Source organism: Roseateles albus, assembly GCF_028595345.1.
Classification (GTDB): Bacteria; Pseudomonadota; Gammaproteobacteria; order Burkholderiales; family Burkholderiaceae_C; genus Paucibacter_A; species Paucibacter_A albus.
Map to the genome: position 1 here is coordinate 98,111 of NZ_JAQQXT010000008.1, position 14,821 is coordinate 112,931.

The following is a 14,821-nucleotide window of genomic DNA, read 5'->3' on the forward strand; positions in this document are numbered from 1 at the left end:
CTTCCGGAGTCTGACTGCATGCCTGTTGCCGCCAATGCGCTCGCGCCCTTGCCACTGAACCCCCTGGCACTCAGATTGGGGCACCTGGGCTTGCTGCCCTTTGTCTTCGGCGCGATTTTGGTCTGGCTGGTGGGAGGGCGCAATGCCGAAGCCCACGCCTGGATCAGTTTTTCCTTGTCGGCCTATGCCGCGCTGATCCTGTCTTTTTTGGGCGGCATTTATTGGGGCCTGGGCTTCAGGCAAGTCGAGCCCGGCGTGCAGCCCTTTGTCTGGGGTGTCCTGCCCTCGCTGGGGGCCTGGGTGGCGCTGGTGATGCCGGCTTATGCGGGCCTGGTTTTGCACGGCGTGATGTTGATCGTTTGCTACCTGGTTGATCGCCGGCTCTACCCAGCGCTGGGCGCGGCGGCTTGGTTGACCCTGCGCTTTCGCCTCAGTGCGGTGGCGGCGCTGTGCTGCTTTTTGGCCGCGGCAGGAAGTTGAACGAAGCGATGAGTGCCGTGCGCTACCTGGTCGAACTGGCCGACCCTAAAACCCATGTTTACTCGGTCACGCTGACGCTGGATGCGCCCGCAGCGCTGCAGCGCTTCAGCCTGCCGGCCTGGATTCCCGGCAGCTATTTGCTGCGAGAGTTCGCGCGTCATCTGAGTGGCCTGAGGGCAACGCAAGCGGGCCGCCCGGTGGACTTGGTGCAAATGGACAAGGCCAACTGGCAGGCGAGCTGCAGCGGGGCCGAGCCCTTGACCCTGCGCTACCAGGTCTATGCTTTTGACAACTCGGTGAGGGCAGCGTTTTTGGATGCCGACCGGGGCTTTTTCAATGGCACCGGTTTGTGCCTGCGCGCGCATGGCCGCGAGCAGGGAAGCCATAGCATCGAATTCGGCCACCTGCCCGAAGGCTGGCAGATCGCCACGGCGATGCAGCATTGCGCGGGCGGCAGCTACCAAGCGGCCAATTACGACGAACTGGTGGACCACCCCTTCGAGCTGGGGCGGTTTTGGCAGGGGCAATTCAGCGCCGCCGGCGTGCCGCACAAGATTGTCGTGAGCGGCGCTTTGCCGGTGTTTGATGGCGAGCGTTTGCTGGCAGACGCGCAGCGCATCTGCGAGGCGCAGCTGGCCTTCTGGCATGGCGAAGCGGGCGATCAGCAGGGCCGCGCACCGTTTGGTCACTACATCTTCTTTTTGAACGCGGTGGAAGAAGGCTACGGCGGCCTGGAGCACCGAGCCAGCACCGCCTTGATCGCGCCGCGCCGTGATTTGCCGCACCTGGGGCAGACCGAGCTGAGCGAAGGTTATGTTCGCCTGCTGGGGCTGATCAGCCATGAGTACTTCCACAGCTGGAACGTCAAACAGCTCAAGCCCGACAACTTTGCGCAGCTGGACTACGCGCAAGAGAACTACACCGAGCTGTTGTGGTTTTTCGAGGGCTTCACCAGCTATTACGACGAGCTGATGCTGGTGCGTTGCGGTCTGATCGACGAGGCGCGCTATTTGAAACTGCTGACCAGCCTCTATAACTCGGTGCTGGCCACACCGGGGCGCAAGGTCCAAAGCCTGGCGCAATCCAGCTTTGACGCCTGGGTCAAGTACTACCGCCAGGACGAAAACTCGCCCAACAGCACCATCAGCTACTACACCAAGGGTGCTCTGGCCGCGCTGGCGCTGGATTTGAGTTTGCGCAGTGCCGAGCCGGCGCCCAGCAGCCTGGATGAGTTGATGCGCCAGCTGTGGGTGCGCAGCGGCGCCGGGCTAGCGACCGGGGCAAGAGGCGCCATCTGCGAGGCCGATGTGCTGGCCTTGATCGCGGAGTTGGGCGGCAAGGCTCTGGCCGAGCAGTTCCGCGCATGGGTGCATGGCAGCGACGATTTGCCGCTGCCGCAGCTGTTTGAGAGGCTTGGCGTGCAATTGCGCAGCGACAAGCCGACGCTGGCCCAAAAGCTGGGCCTGCGGGTCAATGAGTCGGCTGCGAGCCTGTCTGTCAAGCAGGTCTTGGCCGGCTCTGCCGCGCTGGCCGGTGGCTTGAGCGCGGGGGATGAGCTGCTGGCCTGCAATGGCTGGCGCATTCGCCGGCTTGAGGACGCCGCGCTGATGCTGGGCTCGGGGACGTTGGACCTGAGCTTGCTGGTGTCGCGCGATCAGCGCTTGCTGACCTTGCCGGTCAGGCTGCCTGCGGCAGACAGCGATGCCCCCGTCATCCTGAGTCTTGCCGAGAAGCCGTCGGCACGCGTTAGCAGCCTGCGCAAGGCATGGCTGGCGGGCTGAGCAGCAGGCCAGCAAATCCATCGAGCGCAAGGCGGCTTCGATGGCTGGCTATTCTGCTGCTGCCGGTGCTGCTGGCGCATCTCTGGTTGGGAGAGGCTGTACACCGGCTGCATCAAGGCTGGAGCGAGGCCGCCGCGCCGATGCCGGCTCGCTTGGTGGTGGCCTACACGCGGGAGCTGAAGGCAGCAAAGCCCCCTGCGCGGGTGGCGCCAGCTGCGCCCAAACCCAAGCCCAGGCCGGCAGCAAGGTCATCTGCTCCCAAGCCGCCGCTTGAAGCGGCTGCGCCCACCGAGCTTTTGCCTGAATCTGTGGCCCAAGAAGCGTCCGCGCCTGTGCCTACGCCGGCTTCCAGCGAGCCCGCTGTGGCCGCCGCAGACCCGTCTGCCGCCGCATTGGCCCAGGCGCCTCCCGCAGCCGCCGAGCCGGCCGCCAGTGCCGCGGGCACTGAAGAAAATCTGCCCGGCCCTGAATGGCCGCCCTCCACCTTGCTCAGCTACCGGCTCAGCGGTAACTACCGGGGCGAGGTGCACGGTAACGCCCAAGTCGAGTGGATAAAGCAGGGCCCGCGCTACCAGATGCACCTGGATGTTGCGGTCGGCCCCAGTTTTGCGCCGCTGATTTCCCGCCGCATGAGCAGCGATGGGCGGCTGACACCGGCCGGCGTTGCGCCGCAGCGTTACGACGAAGACACAAGGGTGATGTTCAGTCAACGCCGGCGCTCGACGCTGCACTTCCATGGCGACGCCGTGACCATGCCCAACGGCAGCCGCGAGCCGGTGCCGGCCGGGGTGCAGGACGCTGCCAGCCAATTCGTGCAGCTGACCCGGCTGTTCCTGACCGGCGCCGAGCCGCTGCGCGCCGGCCATGTCATCGATATCCCCTTGGTGTTGCCCAAGCGCCAATACCTGTGGCGCTACGAAATACTCGGCGAAGAGGAGCTGCAAACGCCCATGGGTAGGCTGCAGACCTGGCATTTGAAGCCCTCGAAAGCGGCGGGCGGCGGCGACCTGTCGGCCGAGGTCTGGATCGCCCCTTCGCTGCAGTACCTGCCGGTGCGCCTGCGCATTCGTCAAGACGAGCAGACCTATATCGACCTGATGTTGAATGCGCCGCCCCAGCAAGGCGCGCCTTGATTCGCTGCCCCCTATAGTTAGCCCCAATTCACTCCAAGGAACTCCCATGAGCTATGAATGCATCATCACCGAAGTGCGCGGCGAAGGCGCCCGCAAGACCGGCCTGATCACGCTGAACCGCCCCAAGGCCTTGAATGCCTTGAGCGACCCCCTGTTCGATGAACTGGGCGAAGCGCTGCTGGCTTTCGATGCGGACGACGGCATCGGCTGCATCGTGCTGACCGGCTCCGAGCGTGCATTCGCGGCCGGCGCCGACATCCCGACGCTGGCTCAGCATGACTTCCAAAGCGCGGTGCGTACCGACATGATCACGCGCAACTGGGAGCACATCCTGCGCGTCAAAAAGCCGGTGATCGCGGCCGTGGCCGGCTTTGCATTGGGCGGCGGTTGCGAGCTGGCGATGATGTGCGACTTCATCATCGCCGCCGACACCGCCAAATTCGGTCAGCCCGAGGTCAAGCTGGGCGTCACGCCTGGTGCCGGCGGCACGCAGCGCTTGCCGCGCGCCGTGGGCAAGGCCAAGGCCATGGACCTGTTGCTGACCGCCCGCATGATGGACGCGACGGAAGCCGAGCGCAGCGGTTTGGTGTCACGCGTGGTGCCTGCGGCCCAGCTGATGGAAGAAACCCTGGCCGCCGCTGAGCAGATCAATGGCTTCAGCGCCCCGGCACTGCAACTGATCAAGGAACTGGTCAACCGCAGTTTCGAGAGCGGCCTCAAGGAAGGCGTGACTTCCGAGCGCCGCGTCTTCCACGCGGTGTTCGGCACCGACGACCAGCGCGAAGGCATGGACGCCTTCCTGAACAAGCGCGCACCGGCTTTCCGGCACGGCAAGCGTTAAGCCCGCGCGGGGACTGCGGAAGGACTTCGTCGCTGGCGAGGGCCTTGTTGCGGTACAAGCGAGTTGGCTGAAGCTGTTTGCTCGAAAAAAGGGAGGCTCTGCGCCTCCCTTTTCGATTTGAGCCCTCAGTCTGTCAGCCCTCGCGACGCAAGGCCGGGAACAAAATAACATCCCGAATCGATGGTGAATCGGTGATCAACATCATCAGCCTATCAATCCCGATGCCGCAGCCACCGGCCGGTGGCATGCCGTATTCCAAGGCGCGGATGAAGTCAGCGTCATAGAACATTGCCTCTTCGTCGCCGGCATCCTTGTTCGAGACCTGCGCCTGGAAGCGCGCCGCCTGGTCTTCGGCATCATTCAGCTCGGAGAAGCCGTTGGCGTACTCGCGGCCGGTGATGAAGAGCTCGAAGCGGTCGGTGATCGTCGGGTTGGCGTCCGAGGCACGGGCCAGCGGTGACACTTCGACGGGGTAGTCGATGATGAAGGTCGGGTGCCAGAGTTTTTCTTCCACCACCGCTTCGAACATGCCGAATTGCAGTTCGGGCAGATTCCAATGCTTGGGCGCTTCTTCGCCCAAGGCGGCCAGGCGCTCGCGCAAAACCAGCGCATTGTCGGCTTCGTCAGGTGTCAGGCCGGCATGCTCAACCAGGGAGTTACGCACCGACAGGCGCGCGAAAGGCTTGTCCAGATCAACCGGCTTGCCCGCATAGGTGATCGCTGCAGAACCGGTAGCCGCACGGGCGGCGTGGCGCAAGACTTCTTCCGTAAAATTCATCAAATCATGGTGCGTCCAGTAGGCCGCGTAGAACTCCATCATCGTGAATTCAGGGTTATGACGAACCGAAATGCCTTCGTTGCGGAAGTTGCGGTTGATCTCGAACACGCGCTCGAAGCCGCCCACCAACAGTCGCTTCAGATACAGCTCGGGCGCGATGCGCAAGAACATTTCCTGATCCAGCGCGTTGTGATGGGTGATGAAGGGCTTGGCGTTGGCGCCGCCGGGGATCGGGTGCAGCATCGGCGTCTCGACTTCAAGGAAGTCATGCTCGACCATATAGCTGCGAATTGAAGACACAGCCTTGGAGCGGGCCACAAAACGCGCACGAGCGGCCTCGTCGGTGATCAGGTCGACATAGCGTTGGCGGTACTTTTGCTCCTGGTCCGACATGCCGTGGAACTTGTCGGGCAGTGGCCGCAGGCTCTTGGTCAGCAGGCGCAAATTGGTGACACGTACCGACAGCTCGCCGGTCTTGGTGCGGAACAAAGTGCCTTCGGCGCCGACGATATCGCCCAGATCCAGATGCTTGAAGGCCGCATAGTTGTCTTCACCGATGCCGTCCTTGGTGATGAAGAGCTGCAGGCGGCCGGTGGCGTCTTGCAGGGTACCGAAGCTGGCCTTGCCCATCACCCGCTTGAGCATCAAACGGCCGGCCACCGACACGGCCACGGCTTGCGGCTCCAGCTCTTCGTTCTCCAGATTGCCATAGCGCTGGCTCAGCGGCAGCGCGCGGTGCTGGGGTTTGAAGTCGTTGGGGAAGGGGACCGGGTTGACGGCGCGCAGGGCGGCGAGCTTCTCGCGGCGCTCGGTGATGAGCTGGTTCTCGTCGACGGCGACAGGAGCGTGGTGCGGTGCGGCGGGGGTGTGCTGGGTCATCTGGGGGGGCGTCAACTGGTTGAATTTCCGTTGATTTTAGACGGGCCGCCGAAGCGCCCCCCGTAGAATCTGGCGCTTCCCTCTATTTCTGCCTTCGCGGCTCGCCATGCGCCCCAGCTTGCCCATCATCGACCGACCCATCCGCTTCGCCCTGGTGGGATGCGGGCGCATTTCAAAAAACCATATCGAGGCGATCGCGGCCCATGGCGCCAATGCCCAGTTGGTGGCGGTTTGCGACAGCAAGCCCGAGGCGCTGGCTGCAGCCGTCGCCTTGACCGGCGCGGCCGGTTTCGAATCGCTGGAGGCGCTGCTGGCCTATTCCGACGCTGACATCGTCGTGCTCGCCACACCCAGCGGCTTGCACCCGCAGCAGGCTTGTGTCATCGCCGCGGCCGGCCGCCATGTGCTGAGCGAGAAACCGATGGCGACCAAGCTCGAAGAAGGCATTGCGATGGTGCGGGCCTGCCGCGACGCGGGCGTGAAGTTGTTCGTGGTCAAACAAAACCGACTCAACGCCACCGTGCAAAAGGTGCGCGAGGCGATCCAGCAAGGCCGCTTCGGCCGGATTTTCTTGAGCACGGTGAACGTGTTCTGGACCCGCCCACAGTCTTATTACGACGCCTCGCCCTGGCGTGGTCGCTGGGACTTGGACGGCGGCGCCTTCATGAACCAGGCCAGCCACTATGTCGATCTGCTCGACTGGTTAGTAGGCCCGGTCGACAGCGTACATGCCTACACCGCCACCTTGGATCGTGATATCGAGGCCGAGGACACGGGCGTGATGAGCGTGCGACTGCGCCACGGCGGCCTGGCCTCGATCAATGTGACCATGTTGACCTATCCGCAGAATCTGGAAGGGTCGATCACCATTTTGGGTGAAACAGGCACGGTCAAGATTGGCGGCACGGCGGTCAACAAGATCGAGCATTGGCAGTTTGCCGACTCCAGGCCCGAAGATGCGCTTGCCCTCAGCGCCAACTATGAATCTGGCAGTGTCTATGGTTTTGGCCACCCGCTCTATTACGACAACGTCATCAAGACCTTGCGTGGCGAGGCCAACGCCCAAGTCGATGGTTACGAAGGCCTGCGTTCGCTGGAAATTTTGATAGCCGCCTACCGCTCGGCGCGCGACGGTGTTCGCGTAGGCTTGCCGCTGGTGTTTTAACGATGAACTATTGGAAGCATGAATCTGCCATCGTCGACGACGGCGCGCAGCTCGGCGAAGGCAGCAAGGTCTGGCACTTCGCCCATATCAGCGCCGGCGCGCGCATCGGCGAGCGCTGCGCCTTGGGCCAGGGCGTCTACGTCGGCAATGACGTGCAGATCGGCAACAACGTGCGCGTGCAGAACAATGTCTCGGTCTATGACGCGGTGACGCTGGAGGACGATGTGTTTTGCGGCCCCAGCATGGTGTTCACCAATGTCTACAACCCGCGCGCGGCGGTGGCGCGCAAGAGCGAATATCGCCGCACCTTGGTAAAAAAAGGCGCAACGCTGGGTGCCAATTGCACCATTGTGTGTGGCCACACCATAGGCGCTTATGCCTTTGTTGGCGCAGGCGCTGTGGTGCAAAAAGATGTGCCTGATTTTGCACTCGTGGTCGGTGTGCCAGCCAAGCGCATAGGCTGGATGAGCCGCTATGGCGAGAAGTTATCTTTCGACGCCAAGGGTTTTGCCGAATGCCAGCATACCGGTGACCAATACCGCCTGGATCGCCTCGATGGCGGAGTTTGCGCACTCGTGAAAGAGGGATCGCTGTGAGTCTGCCCTTTATCGACCTGAAGTCTCAGTACACGGCCCTCAAGCCCCGCATCGACGCGCGCATCCAAGCCGTGCTCGACCATGGCCAATACATCATGGGCCCCGAGGTCAAGGAGCTCGAAGCTGCGCTGGCCGCCTACACCGGCGCCAAGCACTGCATCACGGTGTCCAGCGGCACCGAGGCGCTGTTGATTGCCTTGATGGCGCTGGACCTGAAGCCCGGTGACGAGGTCATCACCACGCCGTTTACCTTTGCCGCCACCGCCGAGGTGATCGTCTTGCTGGGGGCGGTGCCGGTCTTTGTGGATATTGAGCCGGACAGCTGCAATATCGACTCTCGCCAGATCGAGGCGGCCGTAACGAGCAAAACACGCGCCGTCATGCCGGTTAGCCTGTACGGCCAGGTCTGCGATATGGACGAGATCAACGCGGTCGCTGCCCATCATGGCCTGGCCGTGATCGAGGACGCCGCACAGAGTTTTGGCGCGAGCTACAAGGGCAAGAAGAGCTGTGCGCTCAGCACTTTCGGCGCCACCAGCTTTTTCCCCAGCAAGCCTTTGGGCTGCTATGGCGACGGCGGCGCCCTGTTTACCGATGACGACCAGCTGGCCCAAGCCGCGCGCGAGATCCGTGTGCATGGACAAAGCCAGCGCTACACCCATACCCGGCTGGGCGTGGGTGGGCGCATGGACACGCTGCAATGCGCGATCGTGCTGGCCAAGCTGGAGCGCTTTGACTGGGAACTGGCGCAGCGCCGTGCCTTGGGTGCGCGCTACCGACAATTGATGCATGACTTGCCTCTGCAAGGCTTGGGTCTGCGCGCCGACCGCGACTGCGTCTGGGCCCAGTTCACGCTGCAAGTGGATCAGCGCGCAGCGGTGCAGCAAGCACTCAACGCAGCAGGCATACCGACCGCGATTCACTACCCCAAGCCTATGCATCGGCAACCGGCCTATGCGCAATACGGTCAGGGCAAGAGCTTCCCTCATGCCGAGCGGGCTGCGGAGCGGGTGTTGAGCCTGCCCATGAGCCCCGACTTGAGCGAGGCACAGCAAGAGAGCGTGGTGGCGGCCTTGGCGAGCGCCTTGCGCGTTTGATGAGTCGTCCCTCTGATGGCTAACAAGGGCTTGCTGCGGGCGACCCTGACTCTGCTGACCGGCGGCGCGCTGGCGCAGGCCTTGCCGCTGCTTCTCGGGCCTTGGCTGACGCGCATCTACACGCCGGCCGAGTTCGGCCAGTTTTCGTTTTTATGGGCCTTGGCCAGCAATGTGGCGGTGGTGGGTTGTGCACGCTACGAGTTTGCGCTGCCGCTGGAGGCTGACGCTGGGCGCGCCGCCGTGCTGATGGCGCTCTGCGCCCGCGTGCTGTTGGTGATGACGGCGGTCAGCGCCGTTGTTGGCTTGATCTTGTGGGCCTGGCAAGACCTGACCCTGGGCTGGTTGATGCCGTTCGCGGTGCTGGCCGCTGCCGCCACGCAGTGGCTGACCCTTTGGGTCACGCGCGCGCAGCGCTTTCACTTGCTGGCCGGCTCGCGTGTCTTGCAGTACGGCGGCGGCGCGCTGCTGCAACTGGGTTTTGGGCTGGCCAGCCTAGGCGTGCTGGGCCTGTTGCTGGGCCCGGTGCTGGCGGCTTTGGCCACGGCGGCCTTGCTGGCCCGACCCGCTCCGCTGGGCGGCTGGGCGAGCCTGTGGCGCGTGCCGCGCCAGGCTGTGCGGGAGATGGCCGCCAAGCACCGCGACTTCCCGCTGTTCAATACACCGCATGCCTTTGCCGGCGCCTTGCAAGACAGCTTGGCCATGCTGCTGATCGCGGCTTGGGCCGGCGACGCAGCGGCGGGCTTTTGGGCGCTGGCGCTGCGCTACTGCAAAGCGCCGGCCAGCTTGATTGGCGGCGCGTTGTCCCAGGTTTTGTACCCGCGTTTGGTGGCTGCGGTGGACGGGCCCGAGGCGCTGCAACTGGTGCGCCGGACCATGGCGGTCTTGTTGCTGCTGTCGGCGCCCTTGGTGCTGGCGCTGTTGCTGGGCGGGCCATGGATCTTCGCGACGCTGTTTGGCCAGGCTTGGCAGCCGGCCGGCGAAGTGGCGCGGGCCTTGGCGCCCTATATCTCGCTGCACTTTGTCGCCTCGCCGCTGTCGGTGGCGATGATGGCTTGGCGGGCGCAGGCTTGGGGTCTGCGTTTGGCCTTGCTTGGGCAAGTCTTGTTTGTGCTGGGGCTGGCGGGCGGCTTGGCCCTGGGCGGCTTGATCGGCGCGGCCTGGGGTGTGTCGGCCGCTATGCTGGCGTACTTCGGCTATTTTTTCTGGGCCTTGGCTCATTGGCAGAATTTTCCTGATGTTCACCCTCATGCTCCGGTCTAGCTTCAACCAATGGCGCCGCCGCTTGTTGCGGGCTACTGGCTTTCGCACCGTGTTTGGCGAGCGCGCAGCCGATGGCCGACTCTTGCCGAACAGCCGCATCGCGCCCAGCACCTGCATTGAGGGGGAAGAGGGCCTCAGCTTGGCCGACCATGTCTTCATCGGCCAGTTCAATTTCATCGAGGCGACGGGAGGGGTGCAGATCGACGAAGGCGTGCAGATCACCAATTTCGTCAGCATCACCACCCACAGCTCGCACCGCTCGATTCGCCTGCTAGGCCGCCAGTATGTGAATCATTCGGGCGAGCGCCCCGGTTTCATCAAGGCGCCTGTTCACATCGGTGCCTACAGCTTTATCGGGCCACACAGCCTGATCGAAGCCGGCGCGGTGATCGGCAAGGGCGTGGTGATCTGCGCCTATGCGCAGGTGCGCGGCGAGGTGCCGGACTTTGCCATCATGGCTGGCCAGCCGGCGCGCCAGGTGGGCGATGTGCGCGTGGCCGATGCCAAGCTACTGGCAGCTCACCCTGAGTTGGCGCCGCACTATCAAGCCTGGGCCGGGGAGTTGCCGGTTTGAAGAACTTGAAACCCACACAAGCCGCGCAGCCCATCAAGCTCGTCTTGATCGGCGACGGCGAAAGCCCCCATTTGCTGAAGTGGGCGCGCGCGCTGGCGCAGTCGCCGGGGGTTGAGCTTTGGGCCGCATCGTCGCGCGGCTTCACGCCCGAGTTCGAGGCCTTGCTGCCAGCGGCGCGGCGCTACGCCATGCAGACCAAGCCCGACCATGGCGGCGGCAACCTCGGCCTCTTCATGCATCTGCCTGGCCTGGGCGCTTGGCTCAAACGCGTCGACGCCGACTTTTTGCATGCGCATTACCTGACCTCGCATGGCACGCTGGCCTGGGCGGCGCGGCGCGGCTGGCGCTTGCGGGCGCGCATCATCAGCTCGGCCTGGGGCAGCGACATCTTGGTGACGCCGAATTTGGGTTGGGGCTACCGCTGGCTCACGACGCAGGTGCTCAAGGCCAGTTCGCTCTGTACCTCGGACTCGCACCATATGACGGCGCGCATGCAGGAGCTGGGCGCGGGCGAGGTGATGACCTTTCCGTTTGGCCTGGACGCCATGCCCAAAGCCAATGTGCCCAAGCAGCCCTGGCTGTTTTTTGCCAACCGAGGCCTGGAGCCGATTTACCGCCCGCAACTGGTGCTTCAGGCTTTTGCAGCGTTGGCGGCGCAAATCCCCGAGGCCAAGCTGGTGGTAGCCAATGATGGCTCGCTGCGCGCTGAGTTGGAAGCGCTAACGCGAAAACTAGGCGTCGCGGAGCAGGTGCAGTTTGTTGGCCGCCTGGATGCCAAGGCGCAGGCCCTTCACTACGCCCGCGCGCGCTGGTACTTGAGCCTGCCGCAGAGTGATTCGGTGTCGGTGTCGGTGCTGGAGGCGATGGCGCATGCTTGCGTGCCGCTCTTGTCCGATCTGCCTGCTAATCATGAGTTGCTGGGTGAAGGCTCTGGGCGGGGCTTGATCGTGGATGCGGGTGCCATGCCTGGTTTTCCCGGCTTGCCGGCGCAAGTGCTGGCGCTGGAGAACCAAGCGCAGGACATGGGTGCTGCCAACCGCACCTGGGTCGCTCAACATGGCTTGTTTGCGCCCGCAGTGCAAAGATTTTTGAATCGACTGAGAGAACTGGATAGCCCCAATTGAAGCTGCTGCTGATCAATCATTACGCCGGCTCACCCGAGCACGGCATGGAGTTTCGGCCCTTTTACATGGCGCGCGAATGGCGCCGCGCCGGACATCAAGTGCTGATTCTGGCTGCCTCTCAATCACATGTGCGAAGCACGCAGCCGCAGCCTGGCGGCCAGACCATAGACGGTGTCCCCTATGTCTGGTACTCAACGCCCCCCTATGCGGGCAATGGTTTAGGGCGGGCGCGCAACATCTTTTCCTTTTGCCGCCAGGTCTGGAGTGATGCCGATGCGCTGGCCGAAAACTTCCAACCCGATGTGGTGATTGCGTCCAGCACCTACCCGATGGACATCTGGCCGGCCCGCCGCATCGCTCAACTGGCCCGCGCCAAGCTGGTCTACGAGGTGCATGATTTGTGGCCACTGTCTCCGATCGAATTGAGCGGTATGTCGCCCATTCATCCGTTTGCACTGGTGTGCCAGCAGGCCGAGGTTGAGGCTTACCGTGACGCGCATGTAGTGGTGTCCATGCTGCCCAAGGTGCACGAGCATATGGCCGGTCATGGGCTGGATTTGAAAAAGCTGCACATCGTGCCGAACGGCATCGCGCTGGACGAGTGGATGGATGCGGAGGCCGGCCATAGCGAGGCCTTGAACCCCGAGATCGCCACCCATATCGCGCTGCAGCGCGCCGGCGGCCGGCTGGTGCTGGGTTACGCCGGCTCGCATGGCCTGCCCAACGCGCTGGACGTGCTCTTGGATGCTGCCAAGCTCCTGCAAGCCAGCCCAGAGGGGCAAAAAATTGCCATCGTGATGGTCGGAGGTGGGCATGAAAAAGCTCGTCTTGCCGAGCGAGTGCGCAGCGAGGGCCTGAGCCATGTGAGCTTGTTTGACGCCATACCCAAGGGGCAGATCCCGGCGCTCTTGGGCCAGTTCGACATCGCCTATATCGGCTGGCAGCGCACGCCCATCTACCGCTTCGGCATCGCCCCGAACAAGCTGATGGACTACATGATGGCGGGCCGCGCGGTGCTGCACTCGGTGGAGGCCGGCAATGACCCGGTGGCCGAAGCGGGTGCGGGTTTGACGGTCGCACCGGAAGACCCGGTGGCTGTCGCCGAGGGCGTGTTGCGCCTGGCGCAGTGCAGCCCGGCCGAGCGCACGGCCATGGGTCAAAAAGGGCGGGCTTTCGTGCTGGCGAACCACACATATCCGGTGCTGGCCCAGCGCTTCATCGACGCCTTGAACTGAGCGCGCATGAACCCGCGCAAAGACCAAGAGCAAGAACTTGAGGCCATTGCCGAGCGCTACCAGCGCCGCGCGGGCGCAGTGCCCATCGACCGCTACAGCCTCTTGCGGCCGGAAGTCTGGCAGATGTGGCAAGAGCGGCAGCGGGCCTTGCTGCGCGTTTTGGCGCAAAGACCGGGGACGCCGGCGGATTGGCACTTGGCCGAGGTCGGTTGCGGCGCCGGTGGCAATTTGCAAGAAATGCTGCGCTTTGGCTTCAGACCCGAGCATCTGCAAGGGGTGGAGTTGCTGCCCGAGCGCCATGCGGCGGCCTGCACGGTATTGCCCGAGGCCCTGCGCCTGAGCTTAGGCGATGCCTCGCAAGCCGAGATCGCGCCGGCCAGCCAAGACCTGGTCTTGCAATCCACGGTGTTCTCTTCCATCTTGAGCGACACCGTGCAGGCGGCCCTGGCCCAGGCCATGTGGCATTGGCTCAAACCTGGCGGGGCGGTGCTTTGGTATGACTTCATCGTCGACAATCCGCGCAACCCGGATGTGCGCGGTGTGCCGCTGAAGCGCGTGCGTGAGCTGTTCCCCGAGGCACGCATCAAGTGGCAGCGCCTGACCCTGGCGCCGCCCTTGGCCCGCCTCGTTTGCCGCCTGCATCCGAGCGCCTATACCCTGTTCAACAGCATTCCCTGGCTGCGCACGCATGTGCTGGCCGTGATCGAGAAACCATGAGTGATTTGCCGTTTTTGCCGTTCGCCTTGCCTGAGATTGGTGAGGACGAAATTAATGAGGTGGTCGACACCTTGCGCTCCGGCTGGGTCACCACCGGCCCCAAGGCCAAGCGCTTCGAGCAGGAATTTGCAGCCTTCTTGGGTGAGCCGCAGATCGAGTGCATTGCCGTCAACTCGGCCACCGCTGGCCTGCATTTGGCGCTGGAGGCCTGTGGCATCGGCCCTGGCGATGAAGTCATCACCACCACTCATACTTTCACCGCCACCGCCGAAGTGGTGCGTTACCTCGGCGCCGACGTGGTCTTGGTCGACATCGATCCGACCACACTCAATATCGACCCCAAGCTGGTCGAAGCTGCGATCACCCCGCGGACCAAATGCATCATCCCGGTCCACTACTCCGGCCTGGCGGTGGACATGATCGCCATCCTCGACATCGCCCGCAAACATGGCCTGCGGGTGGTCGAAGACGCCGCCCATGCGCTGCCCACCACGCTGGAAAAAGAGCTGATCGGCACCTTGGGCAGCGACGCGACGGTGTTCAGCTTTTACGCCAACAAGACCATGACGACAGGCGAGGGCGGCATGCTGGTGACGCGCAATGCGGAGCTGGCCAAGCGCGCGCGGGTGATGCGCTTGCACGGCATGAACCGGGATGCGTTTGACCGCTTCACCGCCAAGACGCCGAGCTGGTATTACGAGATCGTGGCGCCCGGTTTCAAGTACAACATGACCGATATCGCGGCGGCGCTGGGGATTCATCAACTCAAGCGGCTACCAGCCTTTCAAGCTCGGCGCGAAGCGATTGCGCAAGCCTACAACGCAGCGTTTGTCGATCTGCCCCTGATCTTGCCGCCGGAGGCGCCCGATGGCGATGTGCATTCCTGGCATTTGTACGTCTTGCGCTTGAGCGATGAGTTGGAGATCGAGCGTGACGTCTTTATCGAGCGCATGTACGCCGCCGGTATTGGCTGCAGCGTGCACTACATCCCGCTGCACCTGCACCCTTATTGGCGTGAGCGTTATGAACTGGGCCCTGAGCAGTTCCCGCATTCGCAAAAAGCGTTTGAGCGGATGTTGAGCATCCCGCTCTACACCGCCATGACGGACGCAGATGTGCAGCGCGTGATTGCGGCGGTTCGCGCGATAGCAGGCTGATGCC

The 14,821-nt window shown here is 63.6% G+C and carries 14 protein-coding genes; 13 read left to right on the forward strand and 1 reads right to left on the reverse strand.

The genetic code is table 11. The features are described 5' to 3' along the window. Nucleotides 1–18 precede the first annotated feature (18 nt). The 4 genes from PRZ03_RS14090 to PRZ03_RS14105 are packed head-to-tail and all read left to right on the forward strand — an operon-like array spanning nt 19 to nt 4,235. On the forward strand, nt 19–480 hold the full coding sequence (locus tag PRZ03_RS14090; protein WP_263534040.1) for a DUF3429 domain-containing protein: 462 nt from the start codon (nt 19–21) through the stop codon (nt 478–480). A gap of 8 nt (nt 481–488) precedes the next feature. Then, complete coding sequence (locus tag PRZ03_RS14095) at nt 489–2,261, forward strand: M61 family metallopeptidase (protein WP_273600888.1); 1,773 nt, start codon at nt 489–491, stop codon at nt 2,259–2,261. Next, the gene (locus PRZ03_RS14100; protein ID WP_273600889.1) at nt 2,246–3,394 is read left to right on the forward strand and encodes a DUF3108 domain-containing protein; all 1,149 of its coding nucleotides are present in this window, start codon (nt 2,246–2,248) and stop codon (nt 3,392–3,394) included. Before PRZ03_RS14095 ends, PRZ03_RS14100 begins: the two co-directional genes overlap by 16 nt. A gap of 46 nt (nt 3,395–3,440) precedes the next feature. Further along, a complete protein-coding gene (locus PRZ03_RS14105) occupies nt 3,441–4,235 on the forward strand; it encodes an enoyl-CoA hydratase (RefSeq protein ID WP_273600890.1) in 795 nt (264 codons plus the stop codon). A gap of 133 nt (nt 4,236–4,368) precedes the next feature. Here PRZ03_RS14105 and lysS read toward each other — a convergent pair whose 3' ends face one another. Continuing rightward, nucleotides 4,369–5,892, reverse strand: coding sequence for a lysine--tRNA ligase (gene lysS / locus PRZ03_RS14110; protein WP_273600891.1), 1,524 nt, complete (start codon nt 5,890–5,892; stop codon nt 4,369–4,371). Between the two features lie 106 nt (nt 5,893–5,998). Here lysS and PRZ03_RS14115 point away from each other — a divergent pair, with 106 nt between their 5' ends. Genes PRZ03_RS14115 through PRZ03_RS14155 form a run of 9 tightly spaced genes read left to right on the forward strand, consistent with a single transcriptional unit; the run spans nt 5,999 to nt 14,817 of the window. After that, complete coding sequence (locus PRZ03_RS14115; RefSeq protein WP_273600892.1) at nt 5,999–7,057, forward strand: Gfo/Idh/MocA family protein; 1,059 nt, start codon at nt 5,999–6,001, stop codon at nt 7,055–7,057. Nucleotides 7,058–7,059: 2 nt separating this feature from the next. After that, nucleotides 7,060–7,653, forward strand: coding sequence for an acyltransferase (locus PRZ03_RS14120; protein ID WP_273600893.1), 594 nt, complete (start codon nt 7,060–7,062; stop codon nt 7,651–7,653). A gap of 2 nt (nt 7,654–7,655) precedes the next feature. Continuing rightward, nucleotides 7,656–8,750 carry a DegT/DnrJ/EryC1/StrS family aminotransferase gene (locus PRZ03_RS14125; RefSeq protein ID WP_273601033.1) on the forward strand — a complete coding sequence of 365 codons (1,095 nt, stop codon included), beginning with the start codon at nt 7,656–7,658 and terminating at the stop codon, nt 8,748–8,750. 15 nt (nt 8,751–8,765) lie between these two features. Next, nucleotides 8,766–10,010 carry a lipopolysaccharide biosynthesis protein gene (locus PRZ03_RS14130; RefSeq protein ID WP_273600894.1) on the forward strand — a complete coding sequence of 415 codons (1,245 nt, stop codon included), beginning with the start codon at nt 8,766–8,768 and terminating at the stop codon, nt 10,008–10,010. Then, the gene (locus PRZ03_RS14135; protein ID WP_273600895.1) at nt 9,997–10,584 is read left to right on the forward strand and encodes an acyltransferase; all 588 of its coding nucleotides are present in this window, start codon (nt 9,997–9,999) and stop codon (nt 10,582–10,584) included. The genes PRZ03_RS14130 and PRZ03_RS14135 overlap by 14 nt, the downstream gene beginning before the upstream one ends. Continuing rightward, nucleotides 10,581–11,708 carry a glycosyltransferase gene (locus PRZ03_RS14140; protein ID WP_273600896.1) on the forward strand — a complete coding sequence of 376 codons (1,128 nt, stop codon included), beginning with the start codon at nt 10,581–10,583 and terminating at the stop codon, nt 11,706–11,708. The genes PRZ03_RS14135 and PRZ03_RS14140 overlap by 4 nt, the downstream gene beginning before the upstream one ends. Next, complete coding sequence (locus tag PRZ03_RS14145; protein WP_273600897.1) at nt 11,705–12,943, forward strand: glycosyltransferase family 4 protein; 1,239 nt, start codon at nt 11,705–11,707, stop codon at nt 12,941–12,943. Before PRZ03_RS14140 ends, PRZ03_RS14145 begins: the two co-directional genes overlap by 4 nt. A gap of 6 nt (nt 12,944–12,949) precedes the next feature. After that, entirely contained in the window at nt 12,950–13,660 is a 711-nt protein-coding gene (locus PRZ03_RS14150; RefSeq protein WP_273600898.1) for a class I SAM-dependent methyltransferase, read from the forward strand. After that, a complete protein-coding gene (locus PRZ03_RS14155) occupies nt 13,657–14,817 on the forward strand; it encodes a DegT/DnrJ/EryC1/StrS family aminotransferase (RefSeq protein WP_273600899.1) in 1,161 nt (386 codons plus the stop codon). Before PRZ03_RS14150 ends, PRZ03_RS14155 begins: the two co-directional genes overlap by 4 nt. Nucleotides 14,818–14,821 lie beyond the last annotated feature (4 nt).

What these genes read in the sequence shown, in the direction of transcription:
- PRZ03_RS14090 (WP_263534040.1), top strand. Translation starts at nt 19, where the DNA reads ATGCCTGTTGCCGCCAATGCGCTCGCGCCCTTGCCACTGAACCCCCTG.
- PRZ03_RS14095 (WP_273600888.1), top strand. Translation starts at nt 489, where the DNA reads ATGAGTGCCGTGCGCTACCTGGTCGAACTGGCCGACCCTAAAACCCAT.
- PRZ03_RS14100 (WP_273600889.1), top strand. Translation starts at nt 2,246, where the DNA reads ATGGCTGGCGGGCTGAGCAGCAGGCCAGCAAATCCATCGAGCGCAAGG.
- PRZ03_RS14105 (WP_273600890.1), top strand. Translation starts at nt 3,441, where the DNA reads ATGAGCTATGAATGCATCATCACCGAAGTGCGCGGCGAAGGCGCCCGC.
- lysS (WP_273600891.1), bottom strand. Translation starts at nt 5,892, where the DNA reads ATGACCCAGCACACCCCCGCCGCACCGCACCACGCTCCTGTCGCCGTC.
- PRZ03_RS14115 (WP_273600892.1), top strand. Translation starts at nt 5,999, where the DNA reads ATGCGCCCCAGCTTGCCCATCATCGACCGACCCATCCGCTTCGCCCTG.
- PRZ03_RS14120 (WP_273600893.1), top strand. Translation starts at nt 7,060, where the DNA reads ATGAACTATTGGAAGCATGAATCTGCCATCGTCGACGACGGCGCGCAG.
- PRZ03_RS14130 (WP_273600894.1), top strand. Translation starts at nt 8,766, where the DNA reads ATGGCTAACAAGGGCTTGCTGCGGGCGACCCTGACTCTGCTGACCGGC.
- PRZ03_RS14135 (WP_273600895.1), top strand. Translation starts at nt 9,997, where the DNA reads ATGCTCCGGTCTAGCTTCAACCAATGGCGCCGCCGCTTGTTGCGGGCT.
- PRZ03_RS14150 (WP_273600898.1), top strand. Translation starts at nt 12,950, where the DNA reads ATGAACCCGCGCAAAGACCAAGAGCAAGAACTTGAGGCCATTGCCGAG.
- PRZ03_RS14155 (WP_273600899.1), top strand. Translation starts at nt 13,657, where the DNA reads ATGAGTGATTTGCCGTTTTTGCCGTTCGCCTTGCCTGAGATTGGTGAG.